Below are 19,302 nucleotides of genomic sequence, written 5' to 3' on the forward strand. Positions count from 1 at the left end.
TCAAAGCCTCTTCTGCAGCTCGAGCAACGTCTCGATCGTGCGGTAGCCCAGTGCCTCGTTGACGGCGTTCATCCACGTGTTGACCTCGGCGTTGGAGGTGTCGACGGACACGAGCGAGGGGTGGGCCGCCAGGACCAGGTCGTGGGTGGCGAGCTTGAGGGCGAGCCCCAGGCGGTGACCGCGGTGGGCCGGGTCGACGATCGTGATGCCGACCTGGCCGTGCTCGTGGTCGGTGTCGTCGATGCGGACGTCGGACACGCCCGCCACCGACCCGTCCGGCGCGATCGCCATCGAGGTCTGCACGTGACGGCCGATGCCCACCTGTCGCTGCTCGGCGGCGCGGATCCGATCGGGCGTCCACTCGGATGCCTCGAGGTCCAGGTCCCCGAGCGGCACCTCCGACATCAGCATCCCCAGCAGCCGGCCGAACGACTCGAGGTGGTCCTCCGGGCAGACCGTGTCGAAGGTGATGATCCGGTAGCCGTCCGCTGCCGCCGCCTCGGCGAGGAGCGCCTCGCGACGGGCGCGGTAGTCGCTGACGGCGAGCTCCTTGATCGACTCGCGGCTCGCCACCTCGTACGCCATCGCCGTGGCGAACGCCTCCGCGGCGCCGGAGCCACCGGGCGGGAGGTAGGCCTCGCTCTGGATCGTCGTACGTCCGTCGCCGGCCGCGATCACCTCCAGCTCGCGCACGAGCCTGCGACCGGTCCCCTCCCGGGTGCGGTCCGGACGCGTGTAGGCGAAGGCCGTTGCGGTGTGGAAGTTCTCCCGGAGCGGGCGGACCAGCAGCCCCGCGCCGACCATCTCCCGCCCGTCGATCGCGGCCAGCAGGGTGACCGCACGCTCGGGGTTGGGTGCGGGGAGCGCGCGCCGACTCTGCTCCCACAGCGGCCACGGCTTGCCGGGGCGGTACGCCGTCGCCGCACACCCGACCTCCCACCACGCCTTGAGGGCGGCCTCGTTGCGGGGGTTGATCTGCTCGATGTCGACCATGTCGGCGACCGTAGTCCGGGCGCCGGGCACCGTCACGCGAGGACTAGGTGCGCGGGTCGCGTCGCGCCCGGCGCGCCTCGATCCGTTGTGCCTCCCTGATGGGAGACCTTTCCACGACACGGCCGCGCCAGCGCACGACCACGCCGATCAGGAGGACGAAGGCGGGCAGGCCGATCCCGAGGAAGAACCAGGTGGCCAGCGGCGAGCTGGTCTCGACCGCGGAGCCGTCCGGGGCGACCCACAGGGTCCAGCTGTCACCGACCTCGCGATCGGGGCGCCCGGAGCGAAGGAACGTCGCCGTGCGGACGTCGTCGCCGTCCGTCCAACGGAGGTCGTAGGTGGTCAACGGCCGGTCGGCCTCGTCGGGCCGGGTCCCGTCACGAACGGCGACGACCGTCGTGTCGCGACGGTCGGTGCCGCCCAGCAGGTGGGTGCGTACGCCGGGCGTGACGAGGACCAGCACGGCAGCGAGCACCAGCCCGATGCCGATCGCGAGGGCCACGTCCCGCGCGGTGAGCCGGCTGGCGGGCTCGGGCGCGCCCCCGTCGAGTCCCGTGCCCGGATCGGACGTCACGGCAGCAACAGCTGGGACTTCACCACGTCGGCCAGCCGGGACGCCACGTCCTGGGCCTCGTCGGGGGTCGGCGCCTCGACCATGACGCGCACGATCGGCTCGGTGCCCGACGGTCGCAGCAGGATCCGGCCCCGATCGCCCAGGGCCGCCTCCTCCTCGGCCACCGCGGCCGCCAGCACCGCGTCATCGTCGGCACGCGACTTGTCGACGCCGGAGACGTTGAGGAGGACCTGGGGCAGCCGCGTCATCACCGAGGCGAGCTCGGCGAGGGACTTGCCGGTCGTGGCCATCCGCTCCATGACGTGGAGGGTGGTGAGGATCCCGTCCCCGGTGGTGGCGTGGTCGCTGAGGATGACGTGGCCCGACTGCTCACCGCCGAGGGAGTAGCCGGAGACCTTCATCGCCTCCAGGACGTAGCGGTCGCCCACCTTGGTCTGGCGCACGCCGATGTCGTGGGCGCGCATCGCCTGCACGAAGCCCAGGTTGCTCATCACCGTCGCGACGACGGTGTCCTTGGCCAGTCGGCCCTGGTCGCGCAGCGAGAGGGACAGGATCGCGAGGAGCTGGTCCCCGTCGACGATGTTGCCCGCGGCGTCCACGGCCAGGCACCGGTCGGCGTCGCCGTCGAGGCCGAAGCCTGCGTGGGCGCCGTGCTCGACGACCGCGGCCTGCAGCGAGCCGAGGTGGGTCGAGCCGCAGTTGTCGTTGATGTTGAGGCCGTCGGGGTCGGCGTGGATCGCGATGACCGTCGCGCCGGCGTCCTCGAGGGCACGCGGTCCGGCCGCGTGCGCGGCACCCTCGGCGCAGTCGAGGACCACCTTCAGCCCGACGAGCGGGTGGGTGATCGTGCTCTCGAGGTGGGCGGCGTACTCCTCGACGGCGGAGTCGTAGACGTTGACCCGGCCGACGTCACCGCCGGTGGGCCGCTCCCACGGCTCGCCCATGCGTCGCTCGATCGCGATCTCGATCGCGTCGTCGAGCTTGTGGCCGCCGCGCGCCAGGAACTTGATGCCGTTGTCGGGCATCGGGTTGTGAGAGGCCGACAGCATCACGCCGAGGTCGGCGCCGAGCCGCTCGGTCATGTGGGCCACGCCCGGGGTGGGCAGCACCCCCAGCAGGAGCACGTCGACGCCCGCGGAGGCGAGTCCGGCGACGACCGCGGACTCGAGGAACTGCCCGGAGATGCGCGTGTCCCGACCCACCACGGCGAGAGGGCGGTGGCCCTCGAACTCGCCACGGTCGGCCAGGACATGTGCTGCACAGACGGAGAGGTCCAGGGCCAGCTCCGCGGTCAGATGACCGTTGGCCAGGCCCCGGACCCCGTCCGTGCCGAAGAGTCGCGTCATGTAACGGGACTCTAGGAGATCAGCGCTTGCTGAACTGCGACGCCTTGCGGGCCTTCTTGAGACCGGCCTTCTTGCGCTCCACGACGCGGGCGTCGCGGGTCAGCAGACCGGCCTTCTTGAGGGCCGGGCGGTTGGCCTCCTCGTCGATGGCGTTGAGCGAGCGGGCCACGCCGAGACGCAGCGCGCCGGCCTGACCGGCGGTGCCGCCACCGTGGACGCGGGCGAGCACGTCGAAGCGACCCATGAGCTGCAGCTCGGCGAACGGCTCGTTCGCGATCTGCTGGTGCAGCTTGTTGGGGAAGTAGTTCTCGAGCGAGCGGCCGTTGATGGTCCACTCGCCGGTGCCCGGGACGATGCGGACGCGGGCGACGGCCTCCTTGCGACGGCCGGTGGCCGCGCCGGGGGCGATGGTGGCCGGGCGGGCCGGGGTGTCGGCGGACGCGTCGCTCTCGGACGTGTACGACACGCCGTCGGCGCCGGCCTCGAAGGTCTCCTCGACCTCGCCTGAATCCAGGGTGGTGTTCTCAGTCATCTGTGAGTCCTCAGTCACTGGGAGATCTGCGAGATCTCGAACGGGGTGGCCTGCTGGGCCAGGTGCGGGTGGTCGGGGCCGGGGTAGACCTTGAGCTTCTTCAGCACCTGACGACCGAGCTTGTTCTTGGGGAGCATGCCCCACACGGCGTTCTCGATGGCCTTGCGAGCGTCCTTCTCGAGGAGCTCACCGAAGGGGGTGGCCGAGAGGCCGCCCGGGTAGCCCGAGTGGCGGTAGGCCATCTTGGTGGTCTTCTTGGTCCCCGACAGCGACACCTTGGACGCGTTGACGATGATCACGAAGTCGCCCATGTCCATGTGCGGAGCGAAGGTCGGCTTGTGCTTGCCGCGGATGAGGTTGGCGGCCTGGACGGCGAGCCGTCCCAGGACCACGTCGGTGGCGTCGATGACGTGCCACTCACGCTGGATGTCAGCGGGCTTGGGGCTGTACGTGCGCACGGCTATGTCCCGTTCTGGTTCGTTGGACCGTTCCTCGATCGAGGAACGGAGGTGCCCCACAGGTTCTGGAGGGCGGTGCGACTTCTGACGAACACGGCCCGGTTCGCTCCCCTCCCAAGAATGAGCACTGAGGGGGGATGACGTCGGATCTGCACCCGCACCCAGAGGGCACGGACGCGGCAGGAGTCGCGACCAGCAAGAGTACGGCGCTCCACGCGTGAGGGTCAAAACGGCGGAGCGTGCGCAGAGGGCCACAATGACCGGGTGCACAACGGTGGCGTCTCCTTCTGGTGGCAGCAGGTCGGCGTGCCCACGCCGACCGACCGTCTGGTGGGTGACGCCCGCTGCGACGTGGTCATCGTCGGGGGCGGTCTCACGGGGCTCTGGACCGCCTTCTCCCTGCACGAGGCCGACCCCACCCTCGACATCCGCGTCGTCGAGGCGGAGTTCGCCGGCTTCGGCGCGTCCGGGCGCAACGGCGGCTGGCTGTCCAGCGAGCTGCCGGGCAGCGCGACGGCGTACGCCGAGGTGGCGGGCGCGGAGGGTGTCGAGCGGATGCGGACCGCGGTGCGCGACACCGTCGACGAGGTGATCGCAGTGGCGGCACGGGAGGGCATCGAGGCCGACATCGTGCGCAGCGGCGTCCTCTACGTCGCCCGCTCGGCGGCGCAGGCCGAGCGACTGGCCGGCGAGCTCGACGCGGCACAGGTGCAGCGGCGGATCCGTGTGGCTGGTGCCGTCGCGGGCCGCTACGACCCCGACTGCGCGCGGGTGCACCCCGCCCGGCTGGTGAGCGGGGTGGCCCGCATCGTGCGGGAGCGAGGCGTACGGATCCACGAGGACACCCGCGCCGTCTCGGTGACGCCGGGCGCCGTGGTCACCGAGCACGGCACGGTGCGGGCACCCGTGGTGCTGCGCTGCCTCGAGGGCTTCACCGCCGGGCTGGCCGGGCACCGGCGCGAGTGGCTGCCGATGAACTCCGCGATCATCGCGACCGAGCCGCTCACCGCCGCCCAGTGGGACGCGATCGGGTGGAGCGGCGAGGAGCTGCTCGGCGACGAGGCCCACGCCTACTGCTACGCCCAACGCACCGCCGACGGCCGGATCGCGATCGGCGGACGCGGTGTGCCGTACCGCTTCGGCTCGCGCACCGACGTCGAGGGGCGCACCCAGGACCGGACCGTGGCGTCGCTCCGCTCGACCCTCACGTCGCTGTTCCCGTCGCTCGGCGGGATCGGGATCGACCACGCCTGGTGCGGGGTGCTCGGGGTCCCGCGCGACTGGAGCGCGAGCGTGGCCTTCGATCCCGCGACGGGGCTCGGCCATGCCGGTGGCTACGTCGGCTCGGGCCTCACCGCGACCCACCTCGCCGGTCGTACGTTGCGCGACCTCGTGCTCGGCCACGACACCGACCTGACCCGACTGCCGTGGACCAACCACCGCGTCCGACGGTGGGAGCCCGAGCCGCTCCGGTGGGCCGGCGTGCACGCGCTCTACCGGCTCTACCGCGCCGCCGACCACCGCGAGGACGCCGGCCTCGACCGCACCAGCCGCATCGCCCGCGTCGCCAACCGGGTGGCCGGGCGCTGAACCGGGTCGTGGACACCGGTTCGCGCTCGTCCGAGGACCGCGGCTAAGTTGGACGGACCCAAAGACGTACGCAAGACGCCGAAATCCATCGAATGCCGGAACAGGAGCCGACGTGACCGACGTAGCGGCCAAGGATTCCCTGACCGTCCGTGACAACCGGACCGGTCAGAGTTACGACATAGCGATCAGCGACAACACGATCGCAGCCAAGGACCTGGGACAGATCCGTCTCACCGACGACGAGCCCGGGCTCGCGACCTACGACCCCGGTTTCGTCAACACCGCCTCGTGCCGCTCCGCCGTCACCTACATCGACGGCGACAAGGGCATCCTGGAGTACCGCGGCTACCCGATCGAGCAGCTGGCCGACAAGTCCAACTTCCTCGAGGTGGCCTATCTCCTCATCCACGGCGCGCTGCCCTCCAAGGAGCAGTACGACACCTGGGTGCACGAGATCACCTACCACACGTTCGTGCACGAGAACGTCAAGGGATTCATGCACGGATTCCGCTACGACGCCCACCCGATGGGCATGCTGATGGCCTCGGTCGGCGCGCTGTCGACGTTCTACCCCGACGCCCGCAACATCAGCGACGCGGACAACCGCCACATGCAGATCGTGCGCATGATCGCGAAGATGCCGACGCTCGGCGCGTGGTCGTTCCGCCACGCCCAGGGCAAGCCGTTCGTCTACCCCGACAACGACCTCGGCTACACCGCCAACTTCCTCTCGATGCTCTTCAAGATGAGCGAGCAGAAGTTCGAGGCCGACCCTCGCCTGGTCAAGGCCCTCGACGTGCTCTTCATCCTGCACGCCGACCACGAGCAGAACTGCTCGACCAACGCGGTCCGCTCGGTCGGCTCCTCGCAGGTCGACCCCTACTCGGCCGTCGCGGCCGGTGTCGGCGCCCTCTACGGCCCGCTGCACGGTGGCGCCAACGAGGCGGTGCTGCGGATGCTCAAGCGCATCGGCAGCAAGGAGAACATCCCCGCCTTCATCGAGGGCGTGAAGAACGGCAACGAGCGCCTGATGGGCTTCGGCCACCGGGTCTACAAGAACTTCGACCCGCGCGCCACAATCATCAAGAAGGCCTGCGACGACGTCTTCGAGGTCACCGGGGTCAACCCGCTCCTCGAGATCGCCAAGGAGCTGGAGAAGATCGCGCTCGAGGACGAGTACTTCGTCAAGCGCAAGCTCTACCCCAACGTCGACTTCTACTCCGGCCTGATCTACGAGGCCTTCCAGTTCCCGCCGGAGATGTTCACGGTGCTCTTCGCCATCGGCCGCACCCCGGGCTGGCTGGCGCAGTGGTCCGAGCTGGTGCAGGACAAGGACCAGAAGATCGCCCGCCCCAAGCAGATCTACACCGGCGACCGCGAGCTGACCTTCACCGCGTCCTCCGAGCGCTGGAGCTGAGCCCGCCCCACCCGACGTACGACGAACGCCCCGACCGCACCGGCCGGGGCGTTCGTGCGTGTGTCGCCGGGACCCTCCGATCACTACACTCCGCTCCAGAGTGGCGGGAGGTGTCGTGGGGACCGATCGTGCGGGCACGTTGGGCCAGGTGCTGCGCGGGCTGCGCGAGGCGTGCGGGCTGTCGCAGGAGGAGCTGGCGGCGCGGGCCGGGCTGAGCCCGCACGCGATCAGCGCGCTCGAGCGTGGCACCCGCACCCGCCCCTACCCGCACACCCTGCGTTCGCTCGCGGTCGCACTGGAGCTGACCGACGAGCAGCGCACCACGCTCCTGGACGCCGTCCCGGCGCGCACACCGCGTGCCACGCCCGGCCCGTCCGGAGCCCGACCGCGTGACCTGCCGGTGCCCGCGTCGCCGCTCGTCGGACGCGGCGACGACATCTCACGCGTCGGTGACCTGCTGCGCACGCGCAGGCTGGTCACCCTCAGCGGTCCTGGAGGCGTTGGGAAGACGCGCCTCGCGCTGGCCGTCGCCACCGCAGTACGCGACCGGTACGCCGACGGCGTCACGCTGGTCGAGCTGGCTCCCCTGCTCGAGCCCGGCCAGGTCCTCCCGGCCGTCGCCGACGCGCTGGACGCCGGCCGCGAACCCGGCCGCACGGTGGCCGACGACATCGTCGAGCGGCTCCGCGGGCAGCAGCTGCTGCTCGTGCTGGACAACGTCGAGCACCTGCTCGACGCTGCGCCGGACGTGGCCGCGCTGGTCGAGGCGGTCCCCGACCTGACCGTGCTGGCCACCAGTCGCGCGCCGCTGCGGGTGCGCGGCGAGACCGAGTACGGCGTCGACCCCCTGGAGGTGGAGGACCGTCGCGACGGATCGCCCTCGCCGGCAGCCACGCTGCTGCTGGACCGGGCCCAGCGGGTCAGCCCCGGCTGGGGTGCGGACCCGTCCGACGCTGCCGCCGTCGCCGCCACGTGCGAGCGCCTGGCCGGCCTCCCGCTCGCCCTCGAGCTGGCTGCTGCGAGGGCCCGGCTGCTCGCCCCGGCGGCACTCCTCGACCGGCTCGGCACCGCCCTGCAGTCCGGCCCGCGCGACCTGCCCCCGCGCCAGCGCACGATGCGCGCCACCCTCGACTGGAGCAACGGCCTGCTCGACGCGCCCGGCCGGCAGCTGCTGCGCCTGCTCGGCGTCTTCGCCGGCGGCACCACCCTCGCCGACCTCGAGGCGGTCGCCCACCACGCCGGAGCAGCGTACGACGTGGCCACCACGCTCGAGGCCCTGATCGAGCACTCGCTCGTCGTGGTCGAGCCCGCGGGCCGGATCCGGATGCTGGAGCCGGTCGCCCAGTACGCCCGCGACCTGCTCGACGAGGCTGGCGAGTGGGACACCGCGGCCCGTGCGCACGCCGCCCACTACCTGTCGGTCGCCCGGGCCACCAGCTCGAGCTACCGCAACGGCGGCCAGGTCGCCGCGCTGACCCGGATCGACCTCGAGCACGCCAACCTCACCGTCGCGGCCGAGCGCTCCCTGGCCGCGGGTGACGTCGAGACGCCGGCGGCGATGGCGTGGGAGCTCTGGCTCTACTGGTGGCTCCGCGGCCACCACGACCACGGCCGCCGGTTCGCGGAGTCGGTGCTCCAGCGGGCCACCGGCCTGCCCGCCGAGGTGCACGCCCGGGCCGCCCTCGCGGCCGCGACGATGGCCTTCGCGATGGACGACGTGGACGCGGCCGCACGGAGGTGGCGACTCGCGCGCGAGCACGCCGGAGACGTCCCCGAGGTGCTGTCCAACGCGGTCGCAGGGGAAGGCCTGGCCGCGCTGGTGGCCGGCGACCTCTCCGCCGCACGCGCGCTGTTCGTCGAGGCCGTGGGCCACGCCGAGGCCGGCGGGCCCGAGGTCGAGTGGACGTGGGCCCTGGCCCACATCTGGCTCGGAACGGTCGCGCTGCTCGAGGGCGACGCCGACGAGGCCGTACGCCTCGTCGAGGCGGGCCTCGGCTCCGCGCGCCGGCGCGAGGACCGCCTCACGTCCTACATCGCGCTCTACAACCTGTTCCAGGTCGAGCTCGGGCGCGGCGACCACGAGGCCGCCCGGCGACACCTCGACGAGGGCACCAGGCTCTCGCTGGAGACGGGCGACCAGGCCAACCTGGCCTACCTGCTGGACGCTGGCGCGGTCGTCTCAGCAGCGTCCGGGCAGCACGCCCGGGTGCCGCTGCTGCTCGGTGCCGCGCAGGCGATCCGGGAGACGCTGGGCTCGCGGGGCTACGGCTACTACCGGCCGGACCCGGCGGCGATCGCTGCCGCGGCAGCAGAGGCGCGGACCCACCTCGGGGACGACCGCTACGACGACGCGCTCGACACCGGCCGCGGCCTGTCACCCGAGATGGCCGCATCGATGCTGCGCGGGGGGACCAGCCGGAGCTGAGCGACCCGTACACCACTCGTACACCTGGTGCTGTGCATGGTGTGCGGCCCCTGCTGCTCCGAGGGTGGTGCCACGGCACGACCGTGCCGACCCCCCACGACCCGGGAGCCGCCATGAGCAGCACGCTCGACCAGTCCACCACCACGACCACCACCTCCGCGCCCCGTTCGGGACCCCACGGCCGCGGCTGGATCCTCGCCGGCATCGGAGCCGGTGTCCTCGCCGTCGCCGGTGGCATCGCCGGCGGGATGGTCGACGCGGTCTACGACCCCGCCACGTCCGGCGACGGCGCAGCCATCACCGAGGCGCTCTCCGGCCAGGTGCCGTCGATCCTGGCCTTCCACACCGCCACGATGGTCTCGTGCGTCCTGCTGGTGCTCTTCACCGCCGGGCTCCACCGTCAGCTGGTGCGCCGGACCGACGCCGACAGCCTCGTCCCCGGCGTCGCCGCGGCGGGCCTCGGCCTCGTTGCCGTCGCCCAGCTCATCGGCGCGGGACTGACCACGGAGTTCGTCTTCGCGCTCGCCGAGGACACCAGCCTGGTGCTGCCGGAGAACGCCACCTTCTTCAACCACTGGATCGGCACGATCCCGTGGTTGTGGGGCGGCGCCGGGCTCACCGGCCTGGCCGTGGCGAGCGCGGCGCTCCGGCAGGGGGCGTACGCCCGGTGGCTCGGCTGGACGAGCCTCGTGCTGGGCGGCATCACCACGCTGTTCCTGGTAAGTCCGCTGCAGTACATGGCCGGGATGACCGGGCCTGTGTGGCTCGTCGTCCTCGCGGTCGGGCTGCTCCGGTCCTCCCGAGGAGCCTGACGTGTCCCCCGGGAGCCCGCAGGCGCTGCGCGTCGTCGGCGGGACGGACCTCGACTTCGCGTCGTACGTCGCCGCGCGGCGGCCCGCCCTGCTCCGCTGGGCATGGTCCGTGGCGGGCGACCCGCACACCGCCGAGGACCTGCTCCAGGCCTCGCTCGTCCGGGTGCTCGCCCGATGGGACACCCTGCGGGACCGGGGCGCCGCGGATGCCTACGTGCGGCGCACCATCACCCGTCAGCACATCAGCTGGCACCGCCAGTCCTGGCGTCACCGCGAGGTCAGCACGGCCTCGCCGCCGGAACGAGCGGTCGTGACGCCCGGTCGTGCCGACGCGGTCGGCCTGTGGTCCCTGGTGCAGGGGCTGCCGCCGCAGCAGCGGGACACAGTGGCACTGCGCTACTACGAAGAGCTCAGCATCGCCGAGACCGCTGCCGTCCTGGGCTGCTCGACCGGAACCGTCAAGTCCAACACCAGCCGCGCCATCACCACGCTGCGCCGACTCGCCGTCGACACGGCACTCGCCGGCTGAGACCGAGAGGAACTCCATGCCCCTTCCCTGGCTGCCTGCCGGCTTCACCCACCCGACCCGGGTCGAGGTCCCGTTCGGGCACCACCTGCGTCCCATCAGCCCCGACGACACCGACCTGGACATGGTCGCCGTGATGGGGTCCCGCGAGCGCCTGTGGGGGATCTACGGCGAGGCGTGGGGATGGCCGCCCGCCGACATGTCGCACGAGGCCGACCGGGCCGACCTGGCCCGGCACGCCGCGGAGATGGAGGCGCACCAGTCCTTCAACTACGCCCTCCTCGACACCGACGAGACGGCCCTGCTGGGCTGCGTCTACATCGATCCTCCCGAGAAGGTCGGGGCGGACGCCGAGATCTCGTGGTGGGTGGTCGACGAGTGCGTCGGCACCGAGCTGGAGCGGGTGCTGGACGAGCTGGTGCCGCGCTGGATCGCCGAGGTGTGGCCGCTCTCGGAGCCGAGGTACGTCGGACGCGACCTGTCCTGGGCGGACTGGCTCGCCCTGCCGGACGTGCCGCGCTGACGGGGTACTTCTCCACTTCCCAGCGCTCTCTCAGCGCCTGCACAGGGCAGCGCCTCAGGCTGGAGCCATGAGCGACGGATCCACGACCCAGTACCCCTTCCACCAGCCCCAGCAGCCTCCCCTGCCGCCCCAGCGCGAGCCGCGGCGACGGCGTACGGGCCTGGCGGCGGCGGTCGTGGCCACGTCCCTGCTCGTGGGCGGCGGAGCCGGGCTCGGTGGGGCTGCCGCGTGGGACGCCTTCCACGACGAGCCGGCGAGTGCCGCGCGCGCCGACGGTCTCAGCACCTCGACGATCGCCAACCAGACGCAGTCGCCGGCCGCCGACGGCTCGGTGGAGTCCGTCGCCCAGAAGGTCCTGCCGAGCGTCGTGAAGATCGACGTCACGGGCCAGGAGGGCAGCGCGTCGGGCTCGGGGATCATCCTCACCGACGACGGCACGATCCTCACCAACAACCACGTCGTCGAGCTGGCCGAGAACGGCGGGACGCTCTCCGTGTCGTTCGCCGACGGCAGCAGCGCCGACGCCGAGATCCTGGGCACCGACCCGCTCACCGACACCGCGGTCATCAGGGCCACCGGCGTCGCCGGGCTCACGGCCGCGACGATCGGCAAGTCCGCCAACCTCGGCGTCGGTGAGGGCGTGGTCGCGATCGGCTCGCCGTTCGGCCTCGACGCCACCGTCACCAGCGGCATCGTCAGCGCGCTCGACCGCCCGGTCAACGTCGGCTCCGACGACGAGGGCAACTCCACGACGTACCCCGCGATCCAGACCGACGCGGCCATCAACCCCGGCAACTCCGGTGGGCCGCTCGTCGACATGAGCGGCGCCGTCGTCGGGATCAACTCCTCCATCCGCACGGCCGCCTCCCAGTCTGCGGACGGCGCGCAGTCCGGCTCCATCGGCCTCGGCTTCGCGATCCCGATCGACGAGGTCATGCCGATCGTCGACCAGATGGCCGCCGGCGAGACCCCGACCCACGCGCGGCTCGGCATCCGGGTGGCCGACGACGAGGCCGGCGCCATGGTGTCCGAGGTCTCCGACGGGTCGACCGCCGCCGAGGCGGGCATCGAGTCCGGCGACGTCATCACCGCGGTGGACGGTCAGCGCATCACCGGCGGCGACTCCCTCGTCGCGACCATCCGGTCCTACCGGCCCGGCGACACCGTCACCGTGACGTGGACCCGCGGCGGCGAGTCGCAGGAGGCGTCCGTGACGCTGGACAGCGACGCCACCACCGGCTGATCGGCTGCCGGTCCCAGCGGGTTTGGGCCGGCCGCGCCATGATGGTGCGGCCGGCCTTCTCGTGCGCCGGCCGCGGCCATCAGCAGAGGAGTCACATGCAGCTCGAGCTCACGCCCGCCGACGCGGAGTTCCGGACGAGGATGCGGGAGGCGTTCACCTCGAAGGTCCCGCAGGAGATCAGGGACACCGTCCTCGAGGGGCGCCACCTCACCCGCGACCAGATCGTCGAGAGCCAGCGCCTGCTCAACGCGGAGGGCCTCGCCGTGCCGCACTGGCCGACCGAGTGGGGCGGCCAGGACTGGACCGACCTGCAGCGTCACCTGTGGCACGAGGAGATGCAGCGCGCCGGGGTGCCGATCCCGCTCGCCTTCAACGCCTCGATGATCGGACCGGTCATCGCGCAGTTCGGCACCGAGGAGCAGAAGGCGCGCTTCCTGCCCGACACGGCCAACCTCGACATCTGGTGGTCGCAGGGGTTCTCCGAGCCCGACGCCGGGTCCGACCTGGCCAGCCTGCGCACGACGGCCGTGCGCGATGGTGACGACTGGGTCGTCAACGGCCAGAAGACGTGGACCACGCTCGGTCAGCACGGCGACTGGATCTTCACCCTCGTGCGCACCGACCCCGAGGTGAAGAAGCAGGCCGGGATCTCGATGCTCCTCATCGACATGACCACCCCCGGCGTCGAGGTCCGCCCGATCGAGCTGATCGACGGGGGCCACGAGGTCAACGAGGTCTGGTTCACCGACGTCCGCGTCCCCGGCGACCTGCTCGTCGGCGAGCCCGGCCAGGGCTGGACGATCGCGAAGTTCCTGCTCGGCAACGAGCGCGTCGGCGTGGCGCCGGTGGGGGCCACCAAGCGCGCCCTCTCGACGTTGAAGGCCAACGCCGGGGACCTGCTCGACGACCCCCTGCTCCGGGCCCGGGTGGCCGAGCTGGAGAACGACCTCCTCGCCCTCGAGCTCACCGCGCTGCGCGTGGTCGCGCACTCCTCCGGCGGCGAGCCGCATCCCGCCTCGTCGGTCCTCAAGCTCAAGGGCACCGAGCTGCAGCAGGCGGTGAGCGAGCTCGCGCTCGACCTCGCCGGGCCGGCCTCGCTCGCGTCGCGCGCCGACGACGACTCGCCGCAGGACGGCTGGGCCCGTCGCTCGGCACCGACCTACCTCAACCTCCGCAAGGCGTCGATCTACGGCGGGTCCAACGAGATCCAGCGCCAGATCATCAGCCGCACGATCCTGGGACTCTGATCATGGACTTCACCTACGACGACGAGCAGCAGGCCCTGCGCGAGGCCGTGCGAGGCCTCCTCGCGACGGCGTACGCCGACCACGAGGCGCGGCGTCGCACCGTGGCCGACGAGCCGGGCTTCGACCGCGCCCTCTGGGGACGTCTCGCCGAGATGGGCGTCCTCGGGCTGCCCTTCAGCGAGGACCACGGTGGTGTGGGCGCCGGGCCCGTGGAGATCGGCATCGTGTGCCAGGAGCTCGGCCGCGTGCTCGCCCCCGAGCCCTATCTCGCGAGCGTGGTCCACGCCGGCGGCCTGGTCGCCGCCCTGGGCTCACCCGAGCAGAAGGCCGACCTGCTGGGCCGGCTGAGTGCCGGCGAGATCGTGCTGGCCGCAGCCGACACGTCGCCCGGCGGCCGCTGGGCCTCGCGCGCCGACGGCGTGCGCGCGTCCGTCTCCGGGGACACGTGGACCCTCGACGGTGTCGCCGACCCGGTGGTCGCCGGCGGGGCCGCCGACCACCTCGTCGTGACCGCCGCACTGCCCGACGGCGACGGCACCGGTGTCTTCGTGGTCGCCGCCGACGCGGTCGAGCGCACGACGTACGCCGCGGCCGACCTCACCCACGCAGCCTCCGTGCGCTTCGACGGGAGCGCCGCCACGCCGCTGGGCGAAGCGGGACGCGACCTCTCGCCGAGCGTCGCCACCATCAGCGACCTGACCCGGATCATGGGCGCCAACCAGTCGCTCGGCGTGATGCAGAGCCAGGTGCGGGCGACGACCGACTACCTCAAGAGCCGCAAGCAGTTCGGCGTCACGCTCAACACGTTCCAGGCGCTCAACTTCCGCGCGGCCGACATGTACGTCTCGCTCGAGCTGGCGCACAGCATGGTCGACTGGGCCACCATGACGATCGCCGGCGGCGACCGCGACGCGGTGGCCGACGCGGCCGACCGGGTCGGCCTGCAGATCACCCGCGCCGGGCGCCACATCGGCCAGGAGGCGATCCAGCTGCACGGCGGCATCGGCATGACCGCGGAGTACGCCGTCGGCGTCGGTACCGCGCACCTCGAGGTGCTCGACCAGTGGCTCGGCAACGGCCCCCACCACCTCGCGCGCCTGTCCGCGAGGGTGACGGACCACGAGCTGGTCGAGGCGCTGTCATGAGGAGTCGGCACTGATGGACCTCTCCCTCACCGAGGAGCAGCTGGCCTTCCGCGACCTCGCCCGCGACTTCCTCGAGCGCGAGGCGGTGCCGCACCGGATGCAGTGGGACCACGACGAGTCCGTCGACCTCGCGATCGTGCCGAAGATGGCGCAGCTGGGCTTCTTCGGGCTCACCATCCCCGAGGAGTACGGCGGCGTGGGCGGCGACTACGTCACCTACTCCCTCGCGATGGAGGAGCTCGGTCGCGCCGACTCCGCCCTGCGCGGGATCGTGTCGGTCAGCAGCGGGCTGGTCGGCAAGTCGATCCTCTTCCACGGCAGCGAGGAGCAGAAGCAGGAGTGGCTGCCCCAGCTGGCCAACGCCACCAAGCTCGGCTGCTTCGGGCTGACCGAGCCCGGCACCGGGTCCGACGCGGGCAACCTCACGTCCCGGGCAGTCGCGGACCCTTCGACAGGCTCAGGACGAGCGGCGGACTGGGTGATCAACGGTCAGAAGCTCTTCATCACCAACGGCACCTGGGCCGACGTGGCACTGGTCTTCGCCCGCACGAGCGACGACGGCCCGCGTGGTGTGACGGCCTTCCTCGTGCCCACCGACTCCCCGGGCTTCGAGGCGCGCGAGATCAAGGGCAAGCTCGGGCTGCGCGGCCAGGCGACCGCCGAGCTGTTCCTCCACGACGTACGCGTCCCGGACGCGGCGCGGCTCGGCGAGGTCGGGAAGGGCTTCAAGATCGCGATGAGCACCCTCGACAAGGGGCGCCTCGCCGTGGCCTCGGGCTGCGTCGGCATCGTGCAGGGCTGCCTCGAGGCGTCGGTGGCCTACGCCACCCAGCGCCAGCAGTTCGGCAAGCCGATCGCGTCCTTCCAGCTGGTGCAGGACCTCATCGCCGACATCTCGGTCGACGCCGACGCGGCCCGCCTGCTGGCCTGGCGCTGCGCCGACCTGATCGACCGTGGCGAGCCCTACGGCATCGCCGCCTCCAAGGCCAAGCTGTTCGCCTCGGAGGCCGCCGTACGCGCCGCCAACAACGCGATCCAGGTGCACGGCGGTGCCGGCTACGTCGACGACTTCCCGGTCGCGAAGTACCTCCGCGACGCCCGCGTGATGACCCTGTACGAAGGCACCTCGCAGATCCAGAAGCTGCTGATCGGCCGCGACGAGACGGGGATCAGCGCGTTCGTGTGACCCACGCGTGCGCCGACGCCCTAGAGTCGGCGCATGCGCATGGTCGGGGGGCTGCCGGTGGCGATCGGCGTCGGCTCGGCTGCCCTCGCGGTGGCCCTGACCGGGCTGTCGGGCAGTGCGATCCCCTCGTCGGGAGCGGCTGCGGTCCCCGAACAGCTGGCCGGCTACTCCCTCCTCACGGGCAACGTCTCGAGCTCGCCGCCCGGCCCCGCCGTGGCGCTCTTCCAGCACGGCTACGGCGTGGAGTTCCTCGACCATCCCCAGGCCGTGGTGCTGGGCGCGGGCGGTGACGTCTACCGCCGCGTCGACGCGGCCGAGGACCGGGCGGGCGCCGAGACCCAGGGCGACCCGGCCCCCATGCTGCTGTCACCGGACGGCACGAAGGTCGCCGTCGGTGACCACGACACCGCTGACCCGGACGTCGTCGTGGTCGACCTCCTCACCGGCGCGACCACGACGCACCCGCTCCCGACCGGCCGCAGCGTCCTGCCCGTGGCCTGGTCCCGCGACGGCAGGACGCTGGCCCACGTCCTGTCCTCGGCCCCCACCAACCCGTACACCGGTGAGCGGATCGCCGGTGAGGTCGGGCTCCTCGACCTCGAGGACGACAGCACCGACATCCTCCGGGAGGACGACGTCACCGCCGTGGCCTTCTCCCCCGACGGCTCCGAGCTCGCGGTCGAGCAGGCCGACACGGCCGGCACCGAGGCCCGGCTCCGGGTGGTGGACCTGGCCAGTGGCGCCGAGCGGGACCTCGACACCGACGGCGTGCTGGCAGGTCCGGCTGCGTGGTCGCCGGACGGCAGGCTGCTGGCCCTCACCAGCCTGGAGCCCTCCGGAGCACCGATCGGCGTCCCCGACACCGGGATGCCGTCGGGCGTCGCCTTCGTCGATCCGTCCGGCGAGGGCGGGGAGGTGCCGGCACCGCTGCCGCTCGCGCTGGCAGGTCCGGGACGAGTCCTGGGCTGGACCGACGCAGGCGAGGTCGTGATGCTGCTCGACTGCTGCGGGTCGCTCGGCTACGCACTGTCGACCGTCCCCCTCGACGGGGCCGAGCCCCGCACCCTGATGCGCATCACCGGCCTGCAGAGCTACGGCGTCGGCCGCTTCCAGATGGCCTCGGCGACGGTCGGCGACCTGCAGGTGGTCGACCCCACCGAGATCGACCGCGGGCCGTGGCCGCTCCCGTTCCGCGGAGGGCTCGCACTGGTGGTGGGCCTCGTCGCCTGGTCCGTCTCGCGCTGGGTCCTGCGACGGTGGCGGCGCCGCGCCGCAGGTGCGGCGGATGACGGGGCCGACCCGGTCACGGACCTGCGTCGATGATCCTCCGCGCCTCGGCGAGATCGAGGTCGTAGGGTCCGATCCGGGTCAGCACCCACGAGGCTCCGCGGTCCAGCCACGGCGCGACGTCCTGGTCGGGCTGGAGGTCGACCACGACGTCGAAGCCCGGCGCCGGGTCGTGCGCGGCCAGCCCGGCGCTCACCGTGTCGAGGTCGTCCGGGCCGTCGAGGCCGATGACGAAGAAGCCGTCGTGGCGCGCGGCCCGACGCATCGGTGCCCCGTTGCCGAAGCGACCGGCCAGCCAGATCGGTACGTCGACCGCGGGGCGGAAGCGGACGTCACGGGCGGCGTAGTGCTCTCCCACGTGGTCGACGGCTCCGCCCGCCAGCAGCGTCGTGAGCACCTCGAGCCCCTCGTCGAGCATCCGGCCGCGCACCTTCGGGTCCGGCTCGTCGCCGAAGCCGCTGAACTCCCCCACCCAGTCGTCGCCGATGCCCAGGCCGAGCACGAACCGCCCACCCGAGAGGACCGCCAGGCTGGCCGCCTGCCGGGCCAGCACCTGTGGCCTGCGCCGTGGCAACGGGGTCACCATCGGGCCGAGGAGCAGTCGCTCGGTGCGCAGGGCGATCGCGGCACAGCAGATCCACGGGTCGGCGATGTCGCTCACCCGCTCGCCGTACTGCAGGTGGTCCCAGACGAAGAAGCCGTCCCAGCCGGCCTCCTCCGCGGCGGCGGCGAGGTCGCCGACCACGGCCGGGTCGGCGAGGGCATCGAAGGGAGCGACGAAGAGGCCCCGGCGTGTGCTCATGGGTCGATCATCCCGCGCGCGGAGCGTGGCGCATCCGGCGCTCCCGCGGCTCGTCGGCGGGCCGGTCCGGCGGTACGCCGAGGTCGGCGAAGCCGGCCCGCTCGTAGGCACGGATCGCCTGCACGTTGTCGTCGCGGACCATGAGGAGGGTGTCGCGGCCGAGAGCGGTGGCCCACGCGACGACGGCAGCGATGAGCCGTCCGGCCAGCCCGGTGCCGCGCTGCGCCGGAGCGACCCACAGGGAGATCAACTCGACGTGGTCGTCCGAGGGCACACCGGACACCACGCCGACGAGGCCGGAGCCGCACCTGGCGACGACGGTGAACGGCACGTCGGTCAGGCGCGCACGCCACCTCTCCTCGGTCGCGTCGACCCAGTCGGCGTGGCGCGAGCCGAAGGCGTACGGGGAGTCGGCGAGAGAGGCGAGCCGTACGTCGCGGAAGTCCCGCCAGCCGTCGGCGTCGAGGTGGACCAGCTCGGGCGTGGGCATGCGGCGAGCCTAGAGGCGGCGGAGCCAGGGGTGGCCGGGGTGCGCGAGAGCGAGGGCCCCACGCAGCCAGGACCTGCCTTCGTCCGCGAGCAGTGGCGCGCACACGTCGAAGTCGACCTGGTCCTTCGGCCGCACCGCGCGGGCCTTGTGGAGCAGCTGCACCTCGGGGCGGAGGTAGGTGATGCCGCCGCTCACCCACAGGATCTCCGACAGCGGGAGGCTGATGCGGGCGTCGCGCTTGAAGGTCCAGGTCGTCGGGGTGGCGTGCATCAGGATCACGTCGTACTCCCACGGGTCGGCCCCGCTGGGCCGCAGCCAGAGGTTCTCGCAGGTGTCCGAGATCGTGTCGGTCTCCTCGACCATCGGCCGGAGCAGGCCGTCGTCCGCCTGCCACACGTCGAGGCGCCCGCGCAGGTGGTCGCGCAGCGCGGCGACGTCGCCACGCGGGATGCTCGGGTCCACGTCGTCGTGGTCGCGAGGAACACCGGTGAACGCCTCGACGGCCCAGCCGCCGGCGATCCACCACGGGCCGCCGTAGCCCTGCATCAACGTCGCGACGTCCCGCGGGGTGCGCGGCAGCCACGGGCCGTAGAGGCGGACGATCTCGTCGTGGTCGGGCACCTGAGCACGGTAGAGGAGGGCGGGCACGGTCCGCCGCAACTGGCACTGGCCCCACCTGTGGAACGGCCCCTGTCGCCACCCCTGT

General features: G+C 72.4%; 19 protein-coding genes. 11 read left to right on the top strand and 8 right to left on the bottom strand.

Features of this window, described 5'->3' with window-relative positions:
• The 5 genes from BM127_RS10010 to rplM are packed head-to-tail and all read right to left on the bottom strand — an operon-like array spanning position 1 to position 3,903.
• Entirely contained in the window at positions 1-993 is a 993-nt protein-coding gene (locus tag BM127_RS10010) for a hypothetical protein (RefSeq protein WP_091198128.1), read from the bottom strand.
• Between the two features lie 43 nt (positions 994-1,036).
• Positions 1,037-1,567 (bottom strand): hypothetical protein, encoded by a 531-nt coding sequence (locus BM127_RS10015; RefSeq protein ID WP_091198131.1) that lies wholly within the window; start codon positions 1,565-1,567, stop codon positions 1,037-1,039.
• Positions 1,564-2,913: a phosphoglucosamine mutase gene (gene glmM, locus BM127_RS10020; protein ID WP_091198134.1), complete on the bottom strand. Its 1,350-nt coding sequence runs from the start codon at positions 2,911-2,913 to the stop codon at positions 1,564-1,566. Before glmM ends, BM127_RS10015 begins: the two co-directional genes overlap by 4 nt.
• Before the next feature lie 19 nt (positions 2,914-2,932).
• On the bottom strand, positions 2,933-3,445 hold the full coding sequence (gene rpsI / locus BM127_RS10025) for a 30S ribosomal protein S9 (protein WP_091198138.1): 513 nt from the start codon (positions 3,443-3,445) through the stop codon (positions 2,933-2,935).
• A gap of 14 nt (positions 3,446-3,459) precedes the next feature.
• Positions 3,460-3,903: a 50S ribosomal protein L13 gene (gene rplM, locus BM127_RS10030; protein ID WP_091198141.1), complete on the bottom strand. Its 444-nt coding sequence runs from the start codon at positions 3,901-3,903 to the stop codon at positions 3,460-3,462.
• Positions 3,904-4,167: 264 nt separating this feature from the next.
• Here rplM and BM127_RS10035 point away from each other — a divergent pair, with 264 nt between their 5' ends.
• From BM127_RS10035 to BM127_RS10085, 11 genes are all read left to right on the top strand, one after another.
• Positions 4,168-5,493, top strand: a complete 1,326-nt coding sequence (locus tag BM127_RS10035) for an NAD(P)/FAD-dependent oxidoreductase (protein ID WP_091198144.1) — start codon at positions 4,168-4,170, stop codon at positions 5,491-5,493.
• 112 nt (positions 5,494-5,605) lie between these two features.
• Positions 5,606-6,910, top strand: coding sequence for a citrate synthase (locus tag BM127_RS10040; protein WP_091198147.1), 1,305 nt, complete (start codon positions 5,606-5,608; stop codon positions 6,908-6,910).
• A 115-nt stretch (positions 6,911-7,025) separates the two neighbouring features.
• The gene (locus tag BM127_RS10045) at positions 7,026-9,335 is read left to right on the top strand and encodes an ATP-binding protein (protein WP_175507369.1); all 2,310 of its coding nucleotides are present in this window, start codon (positions 7,026-7,028) and stop codon (positions 9,333-9,335) included.
• A 113-nt stretch (positions 9,336-9,448) separates the two neighbouring features.
• On the top strand, positions 9,449-10,147 hold the full coding sequence (locus tag BM127_RS10050) for a hypothetical protein (RefSeq protein ID WP_091198719.1): 699 nt from the start codon (positions 9,449-9,451) through the stop codon (positions 10,145-10,147).
• Position 10,148: 1 nt separating this feature from the next.
• Positions 10,149-10,676 carry a SigE family RNA polymerase sigma factor gene (locus tag BM127_RS10055; RefSeq protein ID WP_231263206.1) on the top strand — a complete coding sequence of 176 codons (528 nt, stop codon included), beginning with the start codon at positions 10,149-10,151 and terminating at the stop codon, positions 10,674-10,676.
• A gap of 16 nt (positions 10,677-10,692) precedes the next feature.
• Entirely contained in the window at positions 10,693-11,196 is a 504-nt protein-coding gene (locus tag BM127_RS10060) for a GNAT family N-acetyltransferase (RefSeq protein ID WP_091198155.1), read from the top strand.
• A 67-nt stretch (positions 11,197-11,263) separates the two neighbouring features.
• Positions 11,264-12,439: a S1C family serine protease gene (locus BM127_RS10065; RefSeq protein ID WP_091198159.1), complete on the top strand. Its 1,176-nt coding sequence runs from the start codon at positions 11,264-11,266 to the stop codon at positions 12,437-12,439.
• 95 nt (positions 12,440-12,534) lie between these two features.
• A complete protein-coding gene (locus tag BM127_RS10070; RefSeq protein ID WP_091198162.1) occupies positions 12,535-13,686 on the top strand; it encodes an acyl-CoA dehydrogenase family protein in 1,152 nt (383 codons plus the stop codon).
• 2 nt (positions 13,687-13,688) lie between these two features.
• Positions 13,689-14,831 carry an acyl-CoA dehydrogenase family protein gene (locus tag BM127_RS10075; protein ID WP_091198165.1) on the top strand — a complete coding sequence of 381 codons (1,143 nt, stop codon included), beginning with the start codon at positions 13,689-13,691 and terminating at the stop codon, positions 14,829-14,831.
• 13 nt (positions 14,832-14,844) lie between these two features.
• Positions 14,845-16,017, top strand: coding sequence for an acyl-CoA dehydrogenase family protein (locus BM127_RS10080; RefSeq protein ID WP_091198167.1), 1,173 nt, complete (start codon positions 14,845-14,847; stop codon positions 16,015-16,017).
• Between the two features lie 33 nt (positions 16,018-16,050).
• Positions 16,051-17,340, top strand: coding sequence for a WD40 repeat domain-containing protein (locus tag BM127_RS10085; RefSeq protein ID WP_091198170.1), 1,290 nt, complete (start codon positions 16,051-16,053; stop codon positions 17,338-17,340).
• On the opposite strand, the gene BM127_RS10090 is transcribed toward BM127_RS10085, so the two are convergent.
• Genes BM127_RS10090 through BM127_RS10100 form a run of 3 tightly spaced genes read right to left on the bottom strand, consistent with a single transcriptional unit; the run spans position 17,321 to position 19,217 of the window.
• Positions 17,321-18,106, bottom strand: coding sequence for an LLM class flavin-dependent oxidoreductase (locus tag BM127_RS10090; RefSeq protein WP_091198173.1), 786 nt, complete (start codon positions 18,104-18,106; stop codon positions 17,321-17,323). The two genes, BM127_RS10085 and BM127_RS10090, sit on opposite strands and share 20 nt — an antisense overlap.
• Before the next feature lie 7 nt (positions 18,107-18,113).
• Positions 18,114-18,596 carry a GNAT family N-acetyltransferase gene (locus BM127_RS10095; protein ID WP_091198175.1) on the bottom strand — a complete coding sequence of 161 codons (483 nt, stop codon included), beginning with the start codon at positions 18,594-18,596 and terminating at the stop codon, positions 18,114-18,116.
• Between the two features lie 9 nt (positions 18,597-18,605).
• The gene (locus BM127_RS10100; RefSeq protein WP_231263205.1) at positions 18,606-19,217 is read right to left on the bottom strand and encodes a nucleotidyltransferase domain-containing protein; all 612 of its coding nucleotides are present in this window, start codon (positions 19,215-19,217) and stop codon (positions 18,606-18,608) included.
• Positions 19,218-19,302 lie beyond the last annotated feature (85 nt).

It is taken from the genome of Nocardioides alpinus, assembly GCF_900112035.1.
GTDB classification, from domain to species: domain Bacteria; phylum Actinomycetota; class Actinomycetes; order Propionibacteriales; family Nocardioidaceae; genus Nocardioides; species Nocardioides alpinus.

Coding starts and splice junctions, on each gene's coding strand:
- BM127_RS10010 (WP_091198128.1), bottom strand. CDS start 993: ATGGTCGACATCGAGCAGATCAACCCCCGCAACGAGGCCGCCCTCAAG.
- glmM (WP_091198134.1), bottom strand. CDS start 2,913: ATGACGCGACTCTTCGGCACGGACGGGGTCCGGGGCCTGGCCAACGGT.
- rpsI (WP_091198138.1), bottom strand. CDS start 3,445: ATGACTGAGAACACCACCCTGGATTCAGGCGAGGTCGAGGAGACCTTC.
- BM127_RS10050 (WP_091198719.1), top strand. CDS start 9,449: ATGAGCAGCACGCTCGACCAGTCCACCACCACGACCACCACCTCCGCG.
- BM127_RS10060 (WP_091198155.1), top strand. CDS start 10,693: ATGCCCCTTCCCTGGCTGCCTGCCGGCTTCACCCACCCGACCCGGGTC.
- BM127_RS10065 (WP_091198159.1), top strand. CDS start 11,264: ATGAGCGACGGATCCACGACCCAGTACCCCTTCCACCAGCCCCAGCAG.
- BM127_RS10070 (WP_091198162.1), top strand. CDS start 12,535: ATGCAGCTCGAGCTCACGCCCGCCGACGCGGAGTTCCGGACGAGGATG.
- BM127_RS10075 (WP_091198165.1), top strand. CDS start 13,689: ATGGACTTCACCTACGACGACGAGCAGCAGGCCCTGCGCGAGGCCGTG.
- BM127_RS10080 (WP_091198167.1), top strand. CDS start 14,845: ATGGACCTCTCCCTCACCGAGGAGCAGCTGGCCTTCCGCGACCTCGCC.
- BM127_RS10085 (WP_091198170.1), top strand. CDS start 16,051: ATGCGCATGGTCGGGGGGCTGCCGGTGGCGATCGGCGTCGGCTCGGCT.
- BM127_RS10090 (WP_091198173.1), bottom strand. CDS start 18,106: ATGAGCACACGCCGGGGCCTCTTCGTCGCTCCCTTCGATGCCCTCGCC.
- BM127_RS10095 (WP_091198175.1), bottom strand. CDS start 18,596: ATGCCCACGCCCGAGCTGGTCCACCTCGACGCCGACGGCTGGCGGGAC.